Annotated in this window: 16 protein-coding genes; 6 read left to right on the top strand and 10 right to left on the bottom strand. The window is 70.5% G+C overall.

Translation table 11 applies throughout. The features are described from left to right. Nucleotides 1-254: 254 nt before the first annotated feature. The 3 genes from K2224_RS33160 to K2224_RS33150 are packed head-to-tail and all read right to left on the bottom strand — an operon-like array spanning nt 255 to nt 5,587. Complete coding sequence (locus K2224_RS33160) at nt 255-2,399, bottom strand: protein kinase domain-containing protein (protein ID WP_221910855.1); 2,145 nt, start codon at nt 2,397-2,399, stop codon at nt 255-257. Continuing rightward, nucleotides 2,396-4,630, bottom strand: coding sequence for a protein kinase domain-containing protein (locus K2224_RS33155; protein WP_221910854.1), 2,235 nt, complete (start codon nt 4,628-4,630; stop codon nt 2,396-2,398). Before K2224_RS33155 ends, K2224_RS33160 begins: the two co-directional genes overlap by 4 nt. Before the next feature lie 15 nt (nt 4,631-4,645). Next, complete coding sequence (locus K2224_RS33150; RefSeq protein ID WP_260693630.1) at nt 4,646-5,587, bottom strand: hypothetical protein; 942 nt, start codon at nt 5,585-5,587, stop codon at nt 4,646-4,648. Between the two features lie 424 nt (nt 5,588-6,011). Between K2224_RS33150 and K2224_RS33145 the strand changes: the two genes are divergently transcribed. Continuing rightward, complete coding sequence (locus K2224_RS33145) at nt 6,012-7,367, top strand: (2,3-dihydroxybenzoyl)adenylate synthase (RefSeq protein ID WP_260693629.1); 1,356 nt, start codon at nt 6,012-6,014, stop codon at nt 7,365-7,367. Nucleotides 7,368-7,406: 39 nt separating this feature from the next. On the opposite strand, the gene K2224_RS33140 is transcribed toward K2224_RS33145, so the two are convergent. Beyond that, nucleotides 7,407-7,679 (bottom strand): isochorismatase family protein, encoded by a 273-nt coding sequence (locus tag K2224_RS33140; RefSeq protein ID WP_260693628.1) that lies wholly within the window; start codon nt 7,677-7,679, stop codon nt 7,407-7,409. A 17-nt stretch (nt 7,680-7,696) separates the two neighbouring features. On the opposite strand from K2224_RS33140, the gene K2224_RS33135 reads away from it, so the two are divergent. Beyond that, on the top strand, nt 7,697-8,200 hold the full coding sequence (locus K2224_RS33135) for a PadR family transcriptional regulator (protein WP_399020781.1): 504 nt from the start codon (nt 7,697-7,699) through the stop codon (nt 8,198-8,200). Here the strand turns inward: K2224_RS33135 and K2224_RS33130 are convergent. From K2224_RS33130 to K2224_RS33115, 4 genes are all read right to left on the bottom strand, one after another. Next, nucleotides 8,154-10,112 carry a collagenase gene (locus K2224_RS33130; protein ID WP_221910853.1) on the bottom strand — a complete coding sequence of 653 codons (1,959 nt, stop codon included), beginning with the start codon at nt 10,110-10,112 and terminating at the stop codon, nt 8,154-8,156. The genes K2224_RS33135 and K2224_RS33130 overlap by 47 nt on opposite strands. Nucleotides 10,113-10,307: 195 nt before the next feature. After that, the gene (locus K2224_RS33125; protein WP_221910852.1) at nt 10,308-11,267 is read right to left on the bottom strand and encodes a LysR family transcriptional regulator; all 960 of its coding nucleotides are present in this window, start codon (nt 11,265-11,267) and stop codon (nt 10,308-10,310) included. A 231-nt stretch (nt 11,268-11,498) separates the two neighbouring features. After that, nucleotides 11,499-12,665, bottom strand: a complete 1,167-nt coding sequence (locus tag K2224_RS33120; RefSeq protein ID WP_221910851.1) for a GNAT family N-acetyltransferase — start codon at nt 12,663-12,665, stop codon at nt 11,499-11,501. After that, complete coding sequence (locus tag K2224_RS33115) at nt 12,652-13,146, bottom strand: type II toxin-antitoxin system RatA family toxin (protein WP_221910850.1); 495 nt, start codon at nt 13,144-13,146, stop codon at nt 12,652-12,654. Before K2224_RS33115 ends, K2224_RS33120 begins: the two co-directional genes overlap by 14 nt. A 445-nt stretch (nt 13,147-13,591) precedes the next feature. On the opposite strand from K2224_RS33115, the gene K2224_RS33110 reads away from it, so the two are divergent. Both K2224_RS33110 and K2224_RS33105 read left to right on the top strand, forming a co-directional pair. Further along, on the top strand, nt 13,592-14,611 hold the full coding sequence (locus K2224_RS33110; protein ID WP_221910849.1) for an SDR family oxidoreductase: 1,020 nt from the start codon (nt 13,592-13,594) through the stop codon (nt 14,609-14,611). Beyond that, complete coding sequence (locus tag K2224_RS33105) at nt 14,608-15,858, top strand: aspartate aminotransferase family protein (RefSeq protein ID WP_221910848.1); 1,251 nt, start codon at nt 14,608-14,610, stop codon at nt 15,856-15,858. The genes K2224_RS33110 and K2224_RS33105 overlap by 4 nt, the downstream gene beginning before the upstream one ends. Nucleotides 15,859-15,886: 28 nt before the next feature. Here the strand turns inward: K2224_RS33105 and K2224_RS33100 are convergent, their stop codons facing one another. Beyond that, nucleotides 15,887-19,738 (bottom strand): amino acid adenylation domain-containing protein, encoded by a 3,852-nt coding sequence (locus K2224_RS33100; protein WP_399020773.1) that lies wholly within the window; start codon nt 19,736-19,738, stop codon nt 15,887-15,889. Nucleotides 19,739-20,619: 881 nt separating this feature from the next. Between K2224_RS33100 and K2224_RS33095 the strand changes: the two genes are divergently transcribed. After that, nucleotides 20,620-21,396: a GNAT family N-acetyltransferase gene (locus tag K2224_RS33095; RefSeq protein WP_221910847.1), complete on the top strand. Its 777-nt coding sequence runs from the start codon at nt 20,620-20,622 to the stop codon at nt 21,394-21,396. Between the two features lie 65 nt (nt 21,397-21,461). Here the strand turns inward: K2224_RS33095 and K2224_RS33090 are convergent, their stop codons facing one another. Then, nucleotides 21,462-21,776, bottom strand: coding sequence for an amidohydrolase family protein (locus K2224_RS33090; protein ID WP_260693627.1), 315 nt, complete (start codon nt 21,774-21,776; stop codon nt 21,462-21,464). A 320-nt stretch (nt 21,777-22,096) separates the two neighbouring features. Here K2224_RS33090 and K2224_RS33085 point away from each other — a divergent pair, with 320 nt between their 5' ends. Then, nucleotides 22,097-23,170, top strand: a complete 1,074-nt coding sequence (locus K2224_RS33085; RefSeq protein ID WP_260693626.1) for a type III polyketide synthase — start codon at nt 22,097-22,099, stop codon at nt 23,168-23,170. Nucleotides 23,171-23,203 lie beyond the last annotated feature (33 nt).

Here is a 23,203-nt window from a genome sequence, read left to right as displayed (position 1 = left end):
CTCGCCGCAGCCTTCCCGGATCGTCTTCCGGTGGCGATTCAGTGCGTTCGCGAGGTTCGCCGTTGGAGGTTCGCCCGGCTGGAACGCCTGGCTGCGGCGTAGTCGACACTACGTCGCCCCAGCAGACCAAACAAGGATTTTTGTGAAAATTCAGGAAAAGGTACGCAATTCCCCTTACCTTCTTCGGACTGCTGGTAGCCGATTGATCACGTATCGTGCCCGGGCGGTTGGCGTGGCCGCCTGCCCGGTGGCTGCTACGCGCCGGATACCGAGGAGCCGGGTACCGAGAAGCAGAAGAGCCTGCCGGACGAGCTGGCGAAGAAGCGGCCTTCGGCGGGGAAGGGCGACCAGGAGCCGGAGCCGCCGGTGACCGGATAGTGCCAGACCTGCCGGCCCGTGTCGGCGTGGAAGCCGTAGAGGCCCTTCGGCCCTGCGGCGAGGAAGAGATCGCCCGCCGCACCCAGGAACTGCAGGGTGCCGAGGCCGGCGCCGGCCGTCCAACGGGCCGCCCCGGTGTGGGCGTCGACGGCATGCAGGGCCTTGTCGAGATAGCAGACGGTCGCGCCGGAACGGTCGTAGCCCCGGTTCCCCCGGGCAGCGGTCCGCACGCTCCACAGGCTGCGTCCCGTCGCGGGGGCGAAGGCCGCGAGCAACCCGCTGGTAGCGCCGTTGGCGCCGGTGCCCGGGTAACAGAACAGGATGTCGTCGTGGAGCCTCAGGGACCCTTCGTACATCAGGAACTGGCTGTTGGTGGGCGGTAGTCGGGTGGGTTGGTGCCGGAGCGTGCGGCCGTCGGCGGGGTTGAGGACGAGGAGGTTCATCCCGCCGTCGAGGGCGTAGAGCACCTTGCCCACGGACGGCGGGTAGAGGGCGACGAGGTCCCTGGACCACAGGCGGGCTCCGGTGTCCGGGGCCAGGGCGGTGTATCCGTTGAGGGTGGCGGTGGTGGAGGTCGTCGCGGCGCGGCCCCAGACGATCAACTGGTCGGCCCGGGTGGTGCCCACGGCCGCCAGTCCGCCGGTGAGCGGGGACTGCCAGCGCAGCCGCCCGGTCGACGCGTCCAGGCAGTGGAAGCGCCCGGTGTTGTCCATGGTCACCATCAGTGAGCCGTTGGCGAACTCCAGGTGGGGCGCGCCCGTTCCGGTCGGGGACGCGGCCCACAGTGCCCTTCCGGACCGGACGTCGACGGCGTGGACCTTTCCGTCGGTGCGTACGGTGTAGACACGTTGGTCGTCGGCGAGGGCGGCGGTGTTCTGGCCGCTGAGGTCCTTCCACAGGAGCTTGCCTGTGGTGCGGTCGAAGCAGGCTCCCGAGGTCTTGCCGGCACACAGCAGCGCGGACGGGGCCATCGCCATCAGCCCCATGTCGGGCTGTGGGAGGTCGGCGGTCCAGGCGAGTTCGGGGGTGGCGGGCGGGTCCTCGCCGCGCGAGCGGAGCAGCAGGAGGGTGCCTGTGGTGGCGGCGGCCGCGGCGAGCACCGCGCCGCCGGCCAGTATCCGGCGTCGGCCGGGCAGGGCGGTGCGCACCTCGTGGTGGAAGGTGCGTTCGGACTCGGCCACCTGGAGCTCGACGGCGCCCAGCCAGCCTGTGGTGTGGGGCGGGCGCAGCCACTGTTGCAGCTGGGCGATGGTGGGGCGCCTGGCCGGGTCCTTGTCCAGGCAGGCGGCGACGGTGCCGAGCAGGCCGTGCGGGACGCCGTCCAGTTCGGGTGGCTCGTGGGTGGCGCGGTAGAGCAGTGCGTGGATCGCGCCGGTGCCGAAGGGCGGGTTGCCGGTGGCGGCATAGGCGAGTACGGCGCCCAGGGCGAACACATCGCCGGCCGGGGTGAGTTGACCCCCGGTGGACTGCTCGGGCGACATGAAGCCGGGCGATCCGATGATCTGGCCCTGCGCGGTGAGTGCGGTGCCGTCGACGGCCCGGCTGATGCCGAAGTCGATGACGCGGGGCCCGTCGAAGGTGAGCAGGATGTTGGACGGCTTCAGGTCGCGGTGGATCAGCCCCGCACAGTGGATGGCGGCCAGTGCCTCGGCCAGGCCCGCGCCGAGCACGCGCAGGGTGGCCTCGGGCATCGGTCCGTGTGCCTCGATGGCCTCGTCCAGTGCGGGGCCGGGGATGTAGGCGGTGGCCAGCCAGGGCTGCGGCCCGTCGGCGTCGGCGTCGACGACGGGTGCGGTGAAGGCGCCGCCGACGGCGCGGGCCGCGTCCACCTCGGCCTTGAAACGCCGCCGGAAATCGGGGTCGGCGCTCAGCTCGGGGCGGACGACCTTGAGGGCGACGGCGCGGCCACTGCGGGATGCGGCCAGGTAGACGCGGCCCATGCCGCCGGCGCCCAGTTCCCGGATCAGCCGGTACGGCCCGATGTGTGGGGCGGCGGCGGGCCGCGTGGTCGGCGTCGTCATCGGGGGGTGCTCCGGAAGGCGTAGAGGGTGGTGTCGGATGCGGCGTAGAGGGTGGTGCCGGTGGCCTGCACCCGCCAGGCAGTGGTCTTGTTCGTGGTTGCGGCGCCGGAGTCCTGGTGTGCCCAGAGGACCTTGCCGTCGGTGGCGCGCAGGACGAGGAAGCCCGGGGTGACGGCGCTGAACAGCGGGTATGCCAGCAGGGACGAGGAGACGGCGGGGCCTGGATCGGTGGCGCCGGCGGGGGCCAGGGACAGTGGGCCGGCGGTGTGCCACAGCTGCTTGCCGGTGCGGGTGTCGAGGGCGAAGAGGGTGCCCTGGCCGTCCACGACGTAGGCCGTGGTGCCCAGGACGGTGGTGGGGTCGAGGGTGGTCGGCTCGTCGACGGCGGTCCACAGTCTGCGGCCGTCGGCCGCGCCGAACGCCTGCACCTTGGTGCTGGTGACGAGCAGGGCGTTGCCGTCGGTGGCCAGGTGCGGATAGTCGCCGGGCCTGGCGATGTCCTCGACCGTCCAACGCGCCGTGCCGGTCCGCAGGTCCAGGCCGTGGAGGGTGCCTGCGTCGAGCAGGAAGCAGCGGCGCCCGTCGGAGTGGGCCCGGAAGTCGCTGCCGGCCGCCTTGCGGGACCACAGCGCCTTCCCCGTGACGAGGTCCACGGCGTACACGCCGTAGCCGTTGTCGCTGCTGGTGCCCAGGAGGGCGACCGAACCGGTGGTGCAGAAGACGTCGTGGATGTGGGCGGGGAAGGTACTGCCCGCCTCCGGCCCGGTCACCGCGTGGCTGAACTTCACTGCGCCGTTGCCGTCCAGGCCGAGCAGATGGCCGCGGTCGCCCCAGGCCGTGGCGTAGAGCGTCGAGCCCTGGACGCCGAGCCATTCGGGCCGGCCGCTGGTGCCGGAGGGCAGGCGGGGCGCGGCCGTCCAGCGTTCCTCTCCGGTGACGGTGTCGTAGCCGATCGCCGTGGTCTGGTCCCAGCGCACGAGGGTGTCGCCGAGCAGCCGCAACTGTCCGTTCTGCAACTTCCGCAGTGGGCGCGACCACTGGGGTGCCGGGCCCGCGGGGACCTTGGCATTGGGCCGGATCGTGGCGCCCGTGGCGCGGCCCGGGGCGCGGTCGGGCGCCGTCCGCCATCCGGCCAGGACGGCAGCGCCTGCGGCCGCCGCGGCGCTTCCGCCGGCCACGGCGAGCCACAGGAAACGGCGGCGGCTCGGCGCGCTCGGGGCCACGGTCTCCAGCGGGGTGTCGGGCAGCGGAGGCGCGGCCATCAGGACGGCGGCGTGCGCCTGGCGCGTGGCGAGGTCCTCCCGCAGGCCCGGTGTGAGCAGGGCGGAGGGGTCGGCGGGCCCCAGCGCGGACAGCACTTCCGTGGCAGGCGGCCGGCGGGCGGGATGCTTCTCCAGGCAGGCCGTCACCAGGGAGCGCAGCGCCTCGGGTACGTCGGTCAACTCCGGCGGGGCGTGCACGACCCGGTAGAGGACCTCGGTGGGAGTCCCGGCGCCGAACGGCCCCTGCCCGGAGGCCGCGAAGGCGAGCAGGCAGCCGAGGGAGAAGACATCGGCCGCCGGACCGGCCTCGTGGCTGGAGACGAGCTGTTCGGGGGCCATGAAGCCGGGCGTTCCCATCACCGTGCCCGTCCGGGTCAGCTGGGTGGCGTCCACGGCCCGGCTGATGCCGAAGTCGATGACGCGGGGCCCGTCGTCGGCGACGAGCACATTGCCCGGCTTGAGGTCGCGATGGACGACGCCGGCCGCATGGATGGCGAGCAGCGCCTCCGCGAGGCCCGTGCCCAGTGCCCGCAGGGCCGGCTCCGGCAGCACACCGAAGCGGCGTACGACGTCGTGCAGGGACGGTGCGGGGATGTAGGCGGTGGCCAGCCAGGGTTGGGGCGCGTCGGCGTCCGCGTCGAGCACCGGCGGGGTGAAGAAGCCGCTGACCCTGCGGGCGGCGTCGGCCTCGCGCCGAAAGCGCCCGCGGAAGGCCGGCAACTCGGCGTATTCCGGTCGGATGACCTTCAACGCGACCAGGCGCGACCCGGGTGATCTGGCCAGGTGGACCTGCCCCATGCCGCCCTCGCCGAGGAGTTGGAAGACCTCGTAGGGGCCGATCCGGCCCGGACCCCGCTGCTGCGGGCCCGGGCCGTGCGGCTGCGGGAGGATGGTGTGCGGAGGGGTGGTGCGCGAAGGGGTCTGCCGCAGCGTCGCGTCGCTGCTGCGGCCCTGTCGGTGTGCGTTCACTGTGTGGCGGCGGGGTCAGCCGAGGGAGCCGAGCACGTCGTGGGCGGCGGCGACGGCGGCGTCCTCGGCCTGCTGCTGGTTCATGCCGGAGCGGCCGGTGTCATAGGTGTAGCCGACGGTGTACTCGGCGTTGCCCGAGCGGACGATCACCGTGGCCTCGGCCAGCCGCATCGGTTCGTTGTCGACGCCGTGGACGACGTGCGCCTCGTCGCCGAGGCCGCTGAGCGGCCGGGAGTCGGTGATCTTGCGCATCTTGCCCAGGGCGTGGAGCGCGGTCTTCTTGTGCATGTCGTACAGACCCTTCGCGCCCGGGCTGACCGAGAGGTTCACCCTCAGGTCCAGATACGCGCCGCCCGAGCCGAAGGGCGCCCTCCAGCCCGGCATCCTGGTGATCATCGCGGGCATGGTGGCGTTGTCGAACTGCGACGGCTTGCACTCGGTGCCGGGCGCGATGCGGGCGACGGTGGCCGCCTTGATCAGCTGGCAACCCTCGGGGACCTTGGTGTACGTCTTCCCCTCGGACGCGCCCGGTCCCGCCTCGGGCGCCGAGGCGGCCGGCGGCTTCCCCGACGCGTCGCTCGCGCCCCCACCCCCCGTCACGGCGACGACCACCCCGACGACCGCGGCCACGGCCAGCGCGGCGCCGCCGCCGATCAGCCAGGGCCGGGCGCTGCCGGGCATCCGTCCCGCGCCCGGGGCGCCGTTGTACGCCGGCGTCGACGGGCCGGGCTGCGACCAGGCCGAGGGCACCCCCGGCGACCGGCCCGGCACCGGAGGCGGTGCCTGACCCGGCATGGGCGGCACTGCCTGGGCCGGAGCCTGGGCCTGGGCGGGGGCCTGGGCCGGCTCGGGGACCTGGGCCGCGGGTTCCCGGCCCTGCGCTCCCTGCCGGAGGGGCTGGGTGGGGCGGCTCGCGCCGAAACCCTCTCGGGGGTCCGGCTTCGACATCTCACTCACGGGTCAACTCGCTTTAGTCCGTTCGGTTTTCGCCGCCGGGACCGGCACAGCCAAGTCCCCTGTGCCCCAGTCCCGTGCACCGAACCCTGGACAGGCGCACCCGAGGACCCGAAGCGGCGGACGGGAGTCTTTCGCGCAGCGATGTAATGCCGATGAAATCCCGCCGCCGGTGCGCTGACCGGGTTGAGCCCCGGCCGTTCCTGCCGGTCAGCGACGGTCCTCGAACCGGTCATTGGACCTTCCACCGAGGGGACTCGGCATCCATGGTCGGGAAAGCGCATTGCCTATGGGGCGTCGGAAGGTTGGACTGCCGTGGGGCCGCCGTGGGACTGCCACGGGACTCCCGTCGGATTCCGTTGCACTCCCCTCCGACTCCTCTCCGAGTCCCCTCAGACTTCCGATTCAAGGCGGTGGAAGGAAGCGAATGACCACCATGCTCGAAGGCTGCACGCCCTGGCCCGAGGTGTTCGTCGACCGCTACTGGGCGGTCGGGCACTGGCGCGGCAACACGCTGGACAACCTGCTGCGCGGCTGGGCCCTGGAGTACGGGCCACGGACCGCACTCGTCCACGGGGACACCCGCCTCACCTACGCGAACCTGAACCGACGGGTGGACCGCATGGCCGCCGGATTCCGGCTGCGCGGCCTCCGCCCCGGTCAACGGGTCGTCGTCCAACTGCCGAACGTTCCGGAATGCGTCCTCAGCGTGTTCGCGCTGATGCGTGTCGGCGCGGTCCCCGTGCTCTGCCCGGTCACGCACCGCGCGGCCGAGGTGTCCCACGTCGTGCGGGTCACCGAGGCCGTCGGCTATGTCGGGCCCTCGACGTACCAGGGCTTCGACCACAGGGCGATGGCCGCAGACATCGCCGCCCAAGGGCCCTTCCTGCGCCGGGTGTTCACCCTCGCGAATCCTGGCGGCGGCGCGTCCCCGTTCGGCGGCGGCCTCTCGACCGACCCGTCGGGCTGCCACTACTTCCCGTTGGGGTCGATCGACGCCCCGCCGGAGCGGGCGCGTGCGCAGAGCGCCGACCAGGTGGCGTTCTTCCTGCTCTCCGGTGATACGGGCACGGCGCCCAGACTTGTTCCGCGCACCCACAACGACTATGCCTACCAGGCACGGGCCGCCGCCGAGCTGGTGTCGCTCACCGAGCACGACGTGTATCTCGCCGCGCAGCCCGCCGCGTTCAACTTCGCCTTCGGCGGCCCGGGCATCGTCGGCACCCTCTCCGTCGGCGGCGCCGTCGTCCTGGCCGACGACCAGGAACCCACCACGAGCGCATGCCTTGCAACCATCGAACGGGAGCGGGTCACCCTCACATCGGTCGAATCCGCCACCGCCCGACGCTGGCTCGACCTACTCCCCACGAGTCAGGCCGACTTGAGCAGCCTGCGCCTGGTGCAGATCGGCGGCGCACCCCTGGACCTGCCGACCGCCGAACGCGTGGGGCCCGAACTGGGCTGTCGCCTCCAGCAGGTCTTCGGTACGGCCGAGGGGCTGCTCACTCTCACCCGGCCGACCGATCCGGACGAGACCGTGCTCACCACGCAGGGCCGCCCGCTCTCGCCCGACGACGAGATCCGCATCGTCGGCATCGACGGCGAGGACGTGCCCGACGGAGAGCCCGGCGAACTCCTCGGCCGCGGCCCGTACACCGTGCGGGGCTACTACCGGGCCCCCGACCACAACGCACGCTCTTTCACCGCCGACGGCTACTTCCGCACCGGTGCGCTCGCGCGGCGCACACCGGACGGCAACATCGTGGTGACCGGCCGCGCATAGCCATCCTGTCTGCGCCCGTCGTCGACCTGGCGGAGTTGTTCAGTCGTACCGCGGCGCCGGACCGCGCTCCGACACGGAGCCGGCTGCGGCCAGCCGCTTCGCGATCTCCTCGGCCGTCAGTACCAGGGCGAAACCCTTGCGCAGGACGGCGAGTTCCGGTTCCTGCCGGGATTCGTCGTCGGTGGCCGTGACGTCCGATCCGAAGACGACCTGGCAGCCGCGTTCGTATGCCTGGCGGGCCATGGTGCCGCAGCAGTAGTTGGTGAGCGTTCCGGTGACGATGACCGCGTCGCGGCCGAGGTCGCGCAGCACGGTGTCGAGCGGGGTGCATGCTCGAACTCGCGATCCTGGGATTCCTCGCCGAAGGTCCGCTGCACGGCCACCAACTGCGCCACCGCATTGCGGTCTTGTCCGGTCACGCCCGGCCGGTCGGTTTGCGGGACGCCGACGGCCTGGACATCAGCGACAGCACCCGGTACTTCACGGTCCTGGCCTTTCTCTCCCACGTTCCCGACACCGCCGATCGACGCGCGGTGCTGCGCCGGCGACCGGACTTCCTGGCGCAGCCGGCGAGCTTCTTCTGCGACGGCGACCGCCCGGTGCGCGTCGAACAGACCGACGACCCGTACCGCCGCGGCATGCTCACCATCGCCCGCGCCACCGGCCGCGCGGAGCGGTCCTGGCTCCGGCAGATGCGAGGCTCCCGGCGATCCCGCCCGGCCTGCGCCGAGCGGGCCGGGCCAGGAGCCTCGCGTCAGGTGCTCGGTACCGCTCGGTGCGACGCGGTCACCGTGACTGCTGGGCCTTGCAGGCGCCGGCGGCGCAGGCCGTGAGCCAGGTGTCGAAGTCGTCGTCGTAGCGGCTGCCGATGTCGTTGTTGTAGACGGCGTAGCCGCCCGCGTAGTCGCCGGTCCTGAAGTGCCCCAGCATGTTCGCGATGTCCTGGGGGTGCTTCTCGAACATGTAGCGGACCGCGAGGTAGCCCCAGGGGTAGGTGCGGGTCACGTCGCTGTTGGCGTAGGTGCTCTGGAAGAGCGTGCTCAACTTGTAGGTGTGCTTGCCCGCTTCGGTGACTGCCTCGGTGTCGGTGACCTTGCGGTAGCTGTAGGAGACGTACTCGGCCAGTCCCTCGATCCACCAGACGTCCGGGACCGTGGTCTGCTGGTTGAAGTCGCCCTTCATGTCGTCGCGGGCGTCGAGGTAGTGGGTGTACTCGTGGTTGAGGTTCCAGATCCCGGCCGGGAAGCCGTCGTCGGGGCTCTTCTGGTACTCGATGGACATCGGCTGGTTGTCGGGTTTGGTCGGGTCCCCGACCAGCGTGATGCCGCCGTTGTTGGTGTCGACGCCGTAGATCGCCCCGGCGTAGGTCTGGTAGTCCTCGCGGCTGCCGAACACGACGATCTGGATGGTCGACTCGTACTGGCCGGGTATCGGCCCGTTGTCCTGCACGAGTTCGTGGAAGAACGGGTCCTGGGCCAGGAGGCTGCTGCAGGCGGCGTCGAGGTCGGCCGCGTTCAGTGCCTGTGCCCTGATGGAGTGCGTCTTGTCGCAGGAGTGGGTGACCGGCAGTGCCGCCTTGGTGAGCTGGTCGGCCAGGTTGCACACTCCGTAGAACGAGCAGTTGCCCTTGTCGTAGGAGTCGGCCTGGGAGGCGACCGTGACCCACAGGGGCGCGGTCGGTCCGGTGATCTTCGAGGCGTCCAACAGGCCCTTCATGAGCGGACGGACCTTGTCCTGGAGCGGCTGGTGCTCGACGTAACGGCCCACGTTCATACCGGCGTTGGAGTCCAGGTAGGACTTGTCGGTGCCGAGCAGTTCCAGGTGGTCCCGGGCGAACGAGTCCAGCGTGTCGATGATGCTCGGGTCGGCCGTGACCGCCTTGACGTAGTCGTCGTTCCAGTTGCCGCGCCAGAGCGGGGTGTAGACGTCGTTGACGGCGGCCAGCATGCTGGGGATGGCGTCGTAGGAGCTGTTGTAGCCGGTCAGTACCTGCTTGTAGACGTTCAGGTAGCGGCCCTGCTCGTTGGCGCTGTCGGAGAGGACGAGGACCTCGCCGAGGACGTCGCCGTTGCCCGCGGAGACGTCCTTGGAGTGGGCGTTGGCGAAGAAGGCGTCCAGGCCGCCTTCGGTCGCGGTGGCCAGGTCCTTGCCGTATTGGCCGACGTCGGAGGGGTGGTTGGACTGCACGTAGTAGCCGGCCCGCAGGAAGAGCACCAGCTGCCACACCTTTGTGGAGTCGTCGCCGGGATACGACGCCGCCCCGTCCTTGAAGGCGTTGGCTATGGTGACCATCTGCTCCTCGCGGAACACGTCGTGCGCGTCCTTGCCGGTGACCGAGAAGAGGGTGTTGATGCAGTCCATGGACGCGGCCTTGACGGCCGTGACCAGATCGGCGCCGGTCCGGCCGCCGAAGTCGCCCGGGGCGCAGGATGCCGGGGCGGGGTGCTTGTTGCCCTTGTGCTCCGCCGCCGCAGTCGAAGAAGTGGGGGGATTCTTCGCGCTGAGCGGGCGGAGTCGGGCGGGACTGAGCGGGCGGCCCTGCACCGCCGGCCGTTCGTTCGCCCCGGTGAGCGGGCCGGTCGGCGGCGGTGCCAGGTGAGTTGTGGCATGGGGCCCGGCCGTGGACGTGGGGGCGTCCGCCGGTGAGGGTGTGGCCAGCGCAGGCGTCGCCACGAGACTGGCGATCGTCGCGAAGGCGGCCAGGCCGCCGACCACACATCTGGGCCAGGTGAAGCGATAGCGCATCCCTGCTCCTTTGTGGACAGATGCGCCTCGGGAGGTTGAGGCGTGATCGGCACCTTCTCAGGGGCCTCCCGCCGCCGACAATGAGGTGTGACATAGCACATGGGGCTGGCCTGCCATAACATCGCCCACGGACGAACTCGGCCGCGTCGGCCGGCGGCAGCCCCGTGCGGCCCCGACGACCGGCCCGCGCCGCCCCTACGGCCTGGCCACGTTCCAGGTCCGCGTGGCCCAGGTCCGCAGATGGGGCGACTGGGCGATGAGCGCGCGGTACGCCGAGGAGGCCGCGCCGACGAGGGTGTCCGCGATCTCGTCGGCGACGCTCCCCCGCCGCCAGGCCAGTACGTAGCGGCACCACAACGGCGTGCCGATCAGCGGTTTGACGACGACACCGGAGATCGGCCGGAGGGTCGCCTGGACGACCGCCACCCCCAGGCCCTCGGCGATCATGCTCTGCAACTGGAGCTGGTCACCGAGGAATTCATGGACCGCCGCCGGGGTGAAGCCGGCCGACTCGCAGGCCGCATAGAACACTCCCGGCCAGCCGGCCCCGTCGTCCGGCGTCACGAACCAGGCACTGTCGGCCAGATCCGCCAGCCCCACCTCCATACTGTGCCGGAGCCGGTGCCGGGCCGGCAGGGCGACGAAGGACGGCTCGGTGACGATGCCCCGATGCGACACCGCGGCCGAGTGCCGCAGCTCCAGCCCGGGGTAGTCGGCGGCGATCGCCGCGTCCACCGCTCCGTCCTCCAGGAGTTGGACGATCTCCGAGGACGGGTAGACGCTGCTGACCGTGAGCGCGACGTCGGGCAGCCGGCTCCGCAGTCGGACGACCATGCCGGAGAGCACCGGGGAGTTGGTCGCCGCCAGACGGAGCGGACGCAGTGGCGCGGCACCGCTGCCGGCCGGACGGCGCCCTATCGCATCCGCACGGGCCAGCACGTCGCGGGCCTGCGCCAGCACCTCCGCACCGTACGGGGTCAACTCGACGCCCGACATGGTCCGTTCGAAGAGCGGTGTACCGAAATGCCGCTCTATGCGGCGGAGTTGGGTGCTCATCGCCGGCTGTGAGTAGCCCAGTTCGGACGCGGCCCGGCCCACGCTGCCGGCATCGGCGATCGCGCACAGCACTCTCAGGTGCCGAAGCTCCAGCTCCACGTGCACTCTCCTCCCGTTCGGCCGGCGCATGACGCGGGCGCCGCGCGCAGCGGGCACTTCATACACGAGTCGTCGCTCATATCGTGCGTTTCATGCCCCAGGCGTCCGGCGTGGGGGCCGGACCGTCCAGGCGGAATTATTGGCGATCTCTTGCGGAGGGCAAGTACGTGGGGGCGGCACGAGCCATACGGGCGTTGCCGCCTCGGCCCCGTCCCGCCCACTCGATCCGTCCTACCCGCGGGCTCCGTCCTGCCCACGGTTTCCGGACCGGTTGAGCGCCATCGGGAAGAAGCGCCTGAGGATCGCCCTGCACACTGGGTTGCGGTGCGTCACGGCATGCTCGAACGGGACGAGGTGGCACCCCATCTTGCGCTTCCCGTCATAGGCGGTCTGGGTGAGGTTGATGTCGGCCATTCCCATCCGAATCGCCTCGTCGATGCCGCGGTAGTAGGTGACCTGGTAGAGCCGTAGGTCCCGCGAGCAGCCGTAGTCGATGCCGATCCGCATGGCCACCGCGTGCTTCTCCCCGAACAGGCAGACCAGGAACGCCACCAGACGGCCCTGCTGCCAGCAGGTGACCGCCTTGGCCGAAATCCTGGGGTCGGTGGAGAGCAGGGACAGGAATTCCGGTGTCCACACGTCCAGCCGGCTCTCCGCATGGTCGAGCACCGCCGCGTAGAGCGGCATCATGGCCGGTACGAGGTCGTCGAAACGCTCGCGCACCTCGATGGTCACGTCGTCGTGCTCGGAGAACCTCGCCAGATTGCGTCGGGCGGTACTCCGGTTGTTCCTGGACAGACCGGAGACGAATTCCTCGAACGTCGTGGCGTGCAGGGAGACATGGGCGTCGGGCATCGCGGGGGCTCGGAAGTATCCGGCTCTTCGCAGTGCCGGGTCCAACCACTCCAGGTCAGCCTGCGGAAAGTCCTTGAAAACGGTCCACCGAGTGCCCGCCGAAGCGGAGAGTTTACGCAGCGCTTCGATCAGGAGGTGCGGAGCGGATTCATCGAGTCCGTCCGTGTGCAGGACTCTCCCTTCTCCCAGGAGGTGTCCGCACATCAGGAGTCTCATCCGCAGCGGTCTGCCCATGATGCGGTGCAGCGGCCGCAGTGCTCGCCGGCCCTCGTTTCCCAGAATGTCTTCCAGCGACAGCGCGCGATAGACGCAGGTCGGCAGGACGGCCCTGATCTGCTGCCCTTTTCTGAGCACGAGGTATCGATAGGCGTCCGGGCCGATTCCGGTCCGTTCCATGGCCTGGAAGAACGCGTACTCGTAGATGGGGTCGTCGGGCGGTGCGAGTCCCCGCCACACTTCCGGCGGGATCTCGGAGACGCTGTCGACCACCTCGACCCGCCAGGTGGCCCGGGAGGCCGGCACCGTGCCTTCAGGGCTGGCCACCGCCACCCTCCAATGGCGCGACGGCCAGGTCCTGGCACTCGGTGACCTCTGCGGTCGGGCCGAAGACCCCGTGCATCATCTTGGTCACGGTGTCCGTCATGGCCCGGCCGGCGACGGGCTCCAGGAGGTCCGCCATTCCGGGCACCCCGAGGTCGAAACGGGCGCCGAAACGGAGCGCGCTCCCCTCCGGGTGCGGCGCGATCGACCAGTCACCGGCCAGGGCGAGCAGGTCGCCGTCGATGAGTTCGAAGTCGATCCTCAGCCGCTGCTCGTCCAGGCGGTCCCGTTCCCGCCACTTGAGGATTCCGCCGGCGAAGTCGACCTCCCAGGTGGAGATCCGGTCGCGGTCCGGGCCGTCCTCCAGGGATACGGAGTGCACCACATCGGAATGCCGGGGAAAGCTGGCGAAATCCGAGAGCGAGTCGAATACCTTCCTCGGCTGTTCACCGGGAATGTGAAGAGCAACGCGGACCTCGTGCACTGCGCCCCCAATTGTTCCGAGCCGTGGGTGGAGGGAAGGCGTGATGTTCGGCAGCCCGACAACGCCAGGCACTGCGTACCGTCATGCTAGGTCCCGGTGCGGCGCGCACGCCTGCCGGGAGCTGCGACCTTCCGCCATCCGGGGAAGGCCGCAACGAGCGCGGCACGAGGTACGGGGAATGGCGCCGCTGCCGGATACGGGTGGTGCGCGGGGTGAACGCATTCTGGAAGCGGGCCGGCCTGATGGTGTCTCCGGTGGTGGCCGCTCCGACACCTCCATAGCATGTTCCTCGGTTCCTGAAGTAACGGTGCGCTACGTCCGACAGTTCTCCGGCCGCCCCGACGGGAGGAGGTGAACCGTGGGTATCTCTTCTTCCCAGCGCCCCGGGCCGGCGCCGCCGGCCCGTTCTCCCGCGGAGAATTCCCGATGGAAGGACACAACACCCATGCGGCAGACCGAAGTCGGGGGCCGACCACTGAATGTGCTGCTCACCGGCGCGACCGGAGTCGTGGGCAGTGCTCTGCTGCCGCGCCTCGGCGCGCACCACGTCACCTGCCTCCTCCACGAGACCGCGCTGAGCGCGCCGAGGGTGAAGACCGTGCGCGGAGACATCAGACTGCCCTGCCTGGGACTGTCCCGTAGCGAATTCAAGGAGGTCTGCACGGAGATCGATGTGATCGTGCACGCCGCGGCCGACACCAGTTTCGGCGCCGCGCCCGCGCTGGCCGAAACCAATGTCGCGGGCACCCAGCGGATCATCGAACTCGCCCGGGAGGCCGAGGCGCGACTGGTGTACGTCAGTACCGCGTTCTCCGCGCTGGGCGCCGACGGTGAATCCTCCGCACCGGCCTACGCCAGGACCAAGGCGCAGGCCGAGGAGCTGGTGCGCGCCAGTGGCCTGTCGGCGGTCGTCGTCCGGCCCTCGATCATCGTCGGCGACTCCCTTACCGGCCATATCGCCAGGCATCAGGGGTTCCACAAAGTGTGCGGCGCGCTGATGGGCGGCCACCTGCCCATCATCCCGCTGGATCCCACCCGGCTGGTCGACTTCGTGCCTCAGGACGTCGTGGCGGAGTACATCGCCGGCCTCCTCGAAGCGGAGTCCGACCGGACGGAGCTGTGGCTGACGGCCGGATCTCGCGCCCTGCGGATCGACGAGATGACCAGCGAGATCCATGCCGCAGCGGAGGAACTGGGGCGTCCCTTTCCGGCCACCCGCTTCGTCGAGGAGGAGATGTACGAGCGGCTGATCGTGCCGGTGTTCCTCAAGTCCCTGCCGGAGGAGGCCCGGAGGTTGATCCAGGCCCTGGCCGAGCAGTTGACCCCCTACTTGTCCGTACGGCACCCGTTCCCCAGTGATGTGGCGAAACTCCCCGACCAGAGAGAGACACTGCGCGTCTCCCTGCTGAGGTGGGCGAAGGCGAACGGGATGCATGCCCGCGACACCTCGGGAGCGGTGCGGTGACTCCGGCGGGTACCGGCCGGGCGCGAGCGGTCGCGTTGGACCACCTCCGCGAGCACGTCAACCGCGGCCACTCCCGCATCGCCTCGCTGCTCGGCCTGCCGTTGGAGGTGCGCTCCGAAGGCGCCCTGGTGTACGACGAGGAGGACAGCCCCTATCTCGACTGCGGCGGGTACGGGGTGTTCCTCCTGGGTCACCGCCACCCGGACGTCGTCGACGCCGTCGCGGGGCAGTTGGGTCGGCATCCGCTGGCGACGCGCGCCCTGATCGAGCCGAACCTGCCGTCCGCGGCACGGGCCCTGATCTCGGTGGCACCCACCGGTCTGCAGTACGCCTTTTTCGCCAACTCCGGTACGGAGGCGGTGGAGTTGACGATGAAGCTCGCCCGGGCGAACGGCTGCCGCCGGCTGATCGCCGCCCGGGGCGGCTTCCACGGGAAGACCCTGGGTGCGCTCAGCGCGACCGGCAACGACCGCTACCGGACCGGTCTCGAACCGCTGCTGCCGGATGTGGAGTTCGTCCCGTTCGGTGACGTCGACGCCCTCAAGGCCACCTTGCGCGACAACCCGACACGGGCCTGTGTGCTGCTGGAGCCGGTGCAGGCCGAGGGCGGGGTGCGCATCCCCCCCGAGGGCTATCTCGGGCAGGTGCGCGAGCTGTGCGACGAGTTCCGCGCCCTGCTCGCGATGGACGAGATCCAGTCGGGGCTCGGCCGCCTCGGTGCCTGGTGGGGCTGTGCCGAGGAGGGGGTGCGCCCGGATCTGCTGACGACGGGGAAGGTGCTCAGCGGCGGGGTCGTTCCGGTCGCCGCGACACTGGCCACGCCCGAGGTCTACGAGGTGCTCAACCAGGACCCGCTGTTCCACTCCTCGACCTACGGTGGCAATCCGCTCGCGGCCGTGGCCGCGGCCACCACGATCGACGTGCTGCGGCGGGATCACCTGGTGGAACGGGCCAGAGAGCTCGGCGGCCGGCTGCTGCCGCAGATTTCCGATGCGCTCGCCGCCGCCGGTCCGCAGCTCGTCGTGGAGGTCCGTGGACGCGGGCTGCTCATCGGGATCGAGTTCGCGTCCGAGGCGCTGACCGGGCTGTTCCTGACCCATATGCTCCGCGAGCGGGTGCTGACCTCGTACACGCTCAACGCCAGCACGGTGATCCGGCTGACCCCGCCGGCGATTCTGGAGTCCGACCATGTCGACTGGCTGCTGCGTGCCCTGAAGCGGTCCGCCGTGGCGCTGACCGGCGCCTGAGTCCAGGCATCGGGCGGTGGGCCGCAGCTCAGCCGTTCAGCCTGGCCTGAATGGCCGCGGCGAGTTCGGCGACGCCGGTGTCCCGCAGGGCGCTGTAGTGGTCGGTGTCGAGATCGATCGCGGTCGGGGGTGTGGCGGAGTAGCCGGACCAGGTGTCGACGAACGAGGAGTCGTCACCGGTGGCCCTGAAGAGGGTGACCGGCGCATGGAGCTGCCGGGCTGCGAGTTCGCGGACGTTGTACTGGAACTCGTAGGTCAGCGCGACGATCCGGGTGATCCGGCGGATCAGCTGTTCGTCCAGTGCGGGGAGCAGATGGTGGATGAAGGCGACGAAGCTGCTCTCGTCGCGGACCGCCGCCGAACATTCGTCGAGGTCGGGCCCGGTGATGGAGCCGGTGAAGACGGAGAACAGGATCGTCAGATAGGCCGGGTTGGTATAGGACGCCCGGTGCCCGTGACGGTCGGCGTTGGCATGGTGGACCTTCGGGTTGCCCGGGCACAACAGCAGTAGGTTGTCCACCGGTTGGCCGGCCTGCTCCAGCTGCCAGGCGGCCTCGAAGGCGACCCGGGCCCCGAAGGAGTAGCCCCACAGGGTGTACGGCCCCTCGGTCTGCACCCGCCGGATCTCGGCGAGGTCGGCGGCGGCCATCTCCCGGATGGTCGGGTAGGGCTCCTCGCCCGGGTTGATCCCGTGTGCCTGGATCCCGTGGAAGGGCCGTCCCATGCCTGCCTGGCGTGCCAGCAGGCGCAGGTTCATCGGGTAGCCGCCCAGCCCGGGCCAGCAGAAGACCGGTCGGCCGAGGCCCGTGTCGTGCAGCGGCACCAGGCGGGAGGAGGGCCGGACGGTGCAGTCGGCGATGCGGGCGGCGAGGTCGGCCAGCTTCGGGTGCTCGAAGACGACCTGGAGCGGCAGCCGCGTGCCGAACTCGCGGTTGATCGTCAGGACCAGCTCGACGGCGGTCAGCGAGTCGCCGCCACAGGCGAAGAAGTCGTCCTCGGCCGAGACCTGGTCGTACTTCAGGGCCCTGCCCCACGCCTCGGCGAGCCACTTCTCGTGCCTGGTCGCGGGAGCGAGGTAGGGGGTGGCGCGGTCCGCCGAACGGACGTGGTCGGAGGCGGTGAGTGCCTTGACGTCGACCTTGCCGTTCGCCGTCAGGGGCAGCCGGTCGAGCACCAGGACCCGGTCGGGGACCATGTAGTCGGGCAGGATACGGAGCAGCTCGTCCTTGATGATCTCAGCCGGGCCCTTCATGTGGACGATGTCCTCGCGCATGCCCTCGCCGCGGATCTGCTCCTCGCTGACCTTGCCGCCGAGGAAGAAGTACGAGGGGCCGGTGGGCAGGCCGCAGGCGGCCAGGATGTCGTCGATGCGTTGGGCGGCGGGCAGGGGGTGGCCCGTCTTCGAGCTGTATCCCGAGGACATCATGCCCAGGCGCACGCCGTTGCGTTGCAGGTGGTGGAGTTTTCTGCCCAGGGCCACGTACTCCAGCCAGGGTCGGTCGGCGTGGCTGACCGCGGTGATGCCGAAGCTCGCGCGCCGGTAGACCTGCTGGTTGATGGCGATGACATGCTTGGGCAGTACGAGTTCGTCCGAGATGTGCACCAACTCGCCGTCGACGTGGCGGTATTGGCCGGCGGGCAGGCCCTGGACGCGTCCCTGGTGGGACTGCACATAGATCTCGGTGGGGTCCGGCCAGGCTCCCCCGCCGGCGGGGCCGATGGCGAACGTGCCCAGGTAGTAGTCCTCGACGGAGACGTCCAGGAGGTCCTTGACCGACTCGTCGTGGGCCAGCGGACGGATGGTCAGCCCGTACTCCGGCAGCACGTCCTCGAACAGTGCGGCCATGTGCCCGGCCTCGATCTCCAGCACTTCCTGGATGTTGTTCTTGTACACCGGTTCCATGGCCCGCTTGCAACCGAGGAGGTGGACCGAGAGGTAGCCGCCGGGTCGGCGGGAAGCGGGGCCGATCCGTACGAGAGTGTGGTCGACGGGGTGGTAGTAGTACACGCCGGGCGCAAGTCCCGCCACGCCACCGCCGGTTTCCAGGTACAGCTGCGTGGCGTACAGGGCGCCCGGGGAGGCGTAGGCGTACTTCGGCAGCAGCCGCTGGTCGCTGTGGTACGCACCGAACCACCGCAGCACTTCGCCCAGTTCCGCGAAGGTCAGCTCGTCCAGTCCGCGGCAGGGGCCGCCCACCGGGCGTTCGGCGAGCAGGGCCAGTACGGCGTCGCGGGTGACCGGTCCGCCGTCGTAGAACCGGTAGGTCTTGCGGGCGAAGACCTCCCGGCGCTGCCGGGGTGTCTCCTGTCTGCCGGGCAACTCGACCACGGGTCGACCGGCCAGCTGCTCGCGGCGGCGCAGTCCCGGGTTGGACAACTGCGCCCTGACCTGGAGCCGGCTTGCCTTGGACTGGTGGTGGGCGCCGTGGTTGCCCTGGTCCATCAGCGCCGCTTCCTTGGGGTTCAGCTCGACGCAGGCAATCAGGTTCGGCGAGCCGGTGCGCTGGTTGTCGGTGACGACCACGGCCGCGCGTCTGACCCAGATGTGCTCCTCGATGGCCAGCGCGACCTCGTCGAGCTCGACCCGGCAGCCGCGCAGTTTGACCTGGTTGTCGGCCCGGCCGGCGAACTGGATGGTGCCGTCGCGGTTCCAGTACGCCAGGTCGCCGGTGCGGTAGAGGCGCTCGGTTCGGCTGAACGGCGAGGGGATGAAGCGCTCCCGGGTCTGTTCGGGTTGGTTGAGGTACCCGCGTGCCAGTTGGATGCCGCCGATGTACAACTCGCCGGTCTCCTCGATGCCCACCGGCGCCAGGTTGGCGTCGAGGATGAAGCACTCGGTGTCGCCGACCGGCGCCCCGATGGACACACTGCCCGTACCGGCACCGGCCGCGTGCGGGTCCACCAGGCAGGCGGTGGCGTTGATGGTGGCCTCCGTCGGTCCGTACAGGTTGACCAGCGAGACCCACGGAAGCTCCGCGGCCAGCGCACGGGCGAGCCGCCACGACAGTGCCTCGCCTCCGGAGAACACCCGTCGCAGCGAGGTGCACCGGCCGAACTCCTCGGAGTCCAGGAGCGCTTGCAGCAGCGTCGGCACGCACTGCAGCGCGGTCACCTGGTGCCGCACCACCGCGGCGACCAGGGCCTGCGGATCCCGGTGGATGCCCGGTGTCCCCATCACCACGCGACCGCCGACGGCGGGGGCCAGGATCTCCCACTGCGCCGCGTCGAAACTCATCGGTGTCTTCTGCAGCACGGTGACGTCCTGGCCCAGGTGGCCGTACTGGTACATCCACCGCATCTGGGAGGCGATGCTGCGGTGCTCGATCATCACGCCCTTCGGCCTGCCGGTGCTGCCGGAGGTGTAGATGACGTACGCCAGCGAGTCCGGCCGCACCGCCACCGGGGCGATCGTGGTGCGGCGGTTGCCCAGTACGTCGGCCGGGGTGACGATCCGGGTGCCTGTCGGGGCCAGCTCGGCCAGGCGGGCTGCCAGGTGGGGCTGGGTGACGATGACGCGGGTGCGACTGTCGTCGATCATGTAGCGCAGCCGGCTCTCCGGGTACTCCGGCGACAGCGGCAGATACGCGGCTCCGGCGTACAGGATGCCCCACACCCCGGTCATCAGCTCCAGGGACGGTTCGACGAACAGCCCGACGCTCTGCTCCACATCCGCACCGACCTGGCGGAGGTACGCCGCCAGTCCGCGCGCCGCCTCATCGAGTTCGCGGTACGTCAGACTGCGGTCGTCGCAGACCACTGCGACGGCGTCGGGCCGTGCCTCGACCTGCTGCCTGAGCAGGTGGGGCAGACAGCCCATGCCGCTGTGGTCGATCGGTGCGCGATGCGGTGCGGTCTTCACGGTCTTCCTCTGCGTCCTCATGACACCGATGTACGCGGGCCCGGCCGCGGTGGCGCCGGAGAGGCGGCTCGAACAGCCCTGCAGGGAGGGGTGATGGGACCACGGCCGCACCACGTCACCGGCCATCAACTGCCACGAACGGCAGCCACTCCGTCTACGGCGGCCCTGCCCGTTGGTGTGTGCCTGGCCCCGCATCCACGAGCGGGCCAGGCAAGTGCGTGACAGACAGTACACAGGTGCGCACGACACCATCTCCGATTCGCCGGATGTGCGCCGGGGGCGGCAGTGCGGCCCTCACCAGCTCTCCAGCCGATCAGCCGGGTTTCCGTTCCCTACGGGGAACTTCACTGATACTTAACCCAACCATACGCGCAACGGGGCCGGGGCTCACGCCGTGGACTTCCGCCCGGTCGGAACGGCCCGGCCGCCCCCTTGGGCGCCCTGCGCTCCGCCCGTCCCTGCCGCCCGCTCGTCAGGGGTGCATCAATTGCGGCGCGCCCCCCTTGAAGGCGGGCGTCGGTACGGAATTGGATGAGCGATGTGAACAGCGCCTGGCTCCTTTTCGGCCGCCCTCCTCATCCGACGGACCCGCGACGCGCGACGCGCCGTACCAAGTGAAGACGTCCGCCTCCCGCTGAGACGTCTCGCCCCTCCGAGGGGCCATCCGCCCTCCTTCGGAACACCCCACTGCCGTACGCCCGGCGGCCCGTCAGCGCCCCGGCGGCACTGCATGACACCTCATCAAACGAACGGCCGGCAGGCCAAGTTCACACGTCCATGCGCAAAAACCCAAACGCAAGAACAAGGCGCACCGCACCGGCAAGGCCGGCCGGAGCTGAACCACCGAGCGGGGCGGCGCCAGGCACCCCGCGGCACCACCCGCGAGCGTCACAAGGAGCACCGTGATCAAGCTCTCACCCCGACAAGCCGCCGCAGTTTCCCACTGGTTCGCGGCCGGTCCCCCTGGGACGACGGCACTGGCCGAACACACACTGACCTCGGGAGCCGGTCGCTGGTGGGCCGATCGTCCCGTCGACCCCCGCACCATTGCCGTGGCCTGCGCCGACCACCTGCTGCTCCGTGGCGAGCCGACCGCCCTGGCCCCGCTGGCGCTCGCCCCGTTCGCCGCGCACCACGTCCAGGCACCGGCCCGCTTCCTCCCCCTGCTGGCCTGCGCGTTCGACCGGCTGGTGCCGTGGGAACGTATGGGTTACGTCCACCGCGTCCCGGTGGCATGTCCGCACCCGCCCCGGGGAGTGACGGTGCGTCGACTGACGCCCGACGACGCCCCTGCGATTGCGGCACTGGGTACCGAGTCGGCCTGGATCCACTCCAGTTGGGGCGGACCGGCCGGTCTTTCCGCCTCCGGTCACGGCTGGGCGGCCTTCGACCGGCACCGGGTGCTCGCCTTGGCCTGCACCTACTTCCGCGGCAGCCGGTACGAAGACATCGCCTGCCTCACCGTCCCCGAACACCGCCGCCAGCGCCTGGCCCTGGCCTGTGTCACCGCCCTGTGCCGGGACATCGCGGCCCGCGGCCACACCCCCAGCTGGACCTGCTCGCGTGACAACCGCCCCAGCCGGCTCCTTGCCTGGACCGCCGGCTTCCGCCTGGAACACGAGTATGTCCACCACCTCACCGGGCAGCCGGCAACCCGCGCCCCGGGGCTCGCAGCCTGAAATCCACCGACACCGACATCGAGGAGCCCGTCCGGGTACGGCTCGCCCTCCTGCGCTGCACTCCCCTACCGAGGACCGGCGCCTGCGACCACCCTCCCGCCGACGACGGTCTCGACGGGATTGAGGTCGCGCAGGATGTCGGCGGGGCAGTGCGCCGGGTCCCGGTCCCAGATGGTGAGGTCGGCGAGGCGGCCGGGGGCGAGGCTGCCGCGCAGGTGTTCCTCGCCGGGCAGGTCACGGACCGTGGTGCGTGAACTCGCCCGGTCGTCCAGTCCGTTCGGATCGGCCGAGACGGCCGCGATGTGGTCGCCCCGTACGGCGAGCGCCCGCTGTGCTGCCCGGCCGGGCACCAGGGTGTGCACCGCTCCGGCCCGGATCACCAGATCGGCTCCGTGATCGGTCGTGATCTTCTCCGCCCCCTGGAGGTTGTCTGGACGTTGTCGTCCGGCGGGTGTCCGCGGTCGCAGTCCGCCGACCACACCACTGCCGTACGGGCCCAGGACACCCTATGCGCGACAGTCGTCCGCAACCCGGAGCCCTGTCCACGGCTGATCCCCATGGCCTGCGCATCCGCTGCCGCCCCGACAAGACAGCTCCGCCCGGCGGCCGCAGCGCGTGGACCAGGCACACATGGCAGCTCCACTCCACGCCGGTATGATTACTGTTCGTATCGACATGACTGCGGGAGGTGGTCGGGCGTATGGGTGGCGGATGCGGTTCGGCAGTGGTGACCGGCGTTGCGGTGGGCTTGCCGGCGATCTCCTACAGTCAGGAGGAGTGCGCGCGCCTGGGGGGCCTGGGAGGCAACGACGCCAAGCGACGGCTCATCGACCGGATCGTCGGATGCTCAGGCATTTCGCGGCGTCATGTGGCGGTGAGCCCACTGCTCGACGACGTCAAGCACTGGTCCACGGCCGCACGCATGTGCCGCTACCAGGAAGAGGCGCTGCCGCTGTGCAAGGACGCCGTGGCGTCGGCCCTGGCCGAGACCCGCACCGAACCGGCCGAGGTCGGCCTGATATGCGTGACGTCCTCCACGGGATACGCCGCCCCGGGCCTGGACACGCGCCTGGCACGGGACGTGGGGATACCGTCGACAGTGCAGCGCCTCCTGGTGGGGCACATGGGCTGCCTGGCAGCGCTGCCGGCTCTGGCCGCGTGCGCCAACTTCGTGCGTGCGCAGCAGCAGTCGGCCGTGCTCGTCAACGCGGAACTGTCGTCGTTGCACCTCCAGCCGCCGCCCTGGAACTCCACCCAACAGGTGGTGAACGCGCTCTTCGGCGATGCCGTCACGGCCACCGTCATCCGGCCCGAACGCCCCGCCGGCGTCGAGCACGGGCTGAAGATCATCGATGTGGCGGCGCAGACCGACACCGAGCACGAGGACTACATGTCGCTCACGGTCGGGGACCATGGCTTCCGGATGGGTCTGTCGCCCCGCGTGCCCGAGGTACTGGAACGCTATCTGCCGACGATGGTCGGCGATCTGCTCTCACGTCACTCGATCAGCCTCGACGACGTGCGCTGGTGGGCGGTCCACCCAGGTGGGCCCCGCATCCTCGACACCACCGAGAGCAGCCTCGGCCTGCCGCCCGAGGCCCTCACCGCCTCCCGGTACGTGTTGCAGGAGCACGGCAACTGCGCCTCCGCGGGCCTGCCCCTCGTGATCGAGGAGCTGCAGCGCCGGTCCCCGTTGGCGCCCAAGGAGTACGGCCTGGCGTTGGCCTTCGGCCCCGGGCTGACCCTGTACGCGGTACTGCTCCTCGGCGTCTGACCCCGCGCAGGGGCAGGCTCCGAGCCGATCCAC

This window comes from Streptomyces sp. BHT-5-2 (assembly GCF_019774615.1).
Lineage (GTDB): Bacteria > Actinomycetota > Actinomycetes > Streptomycetales > Streptomycetaceae > Streptomyces.
The sequence above is the reverse complement of the archived record's forward strand: the minus strand, read 5'-3'. Positions and strand labels throughout refer to the sequence as shown.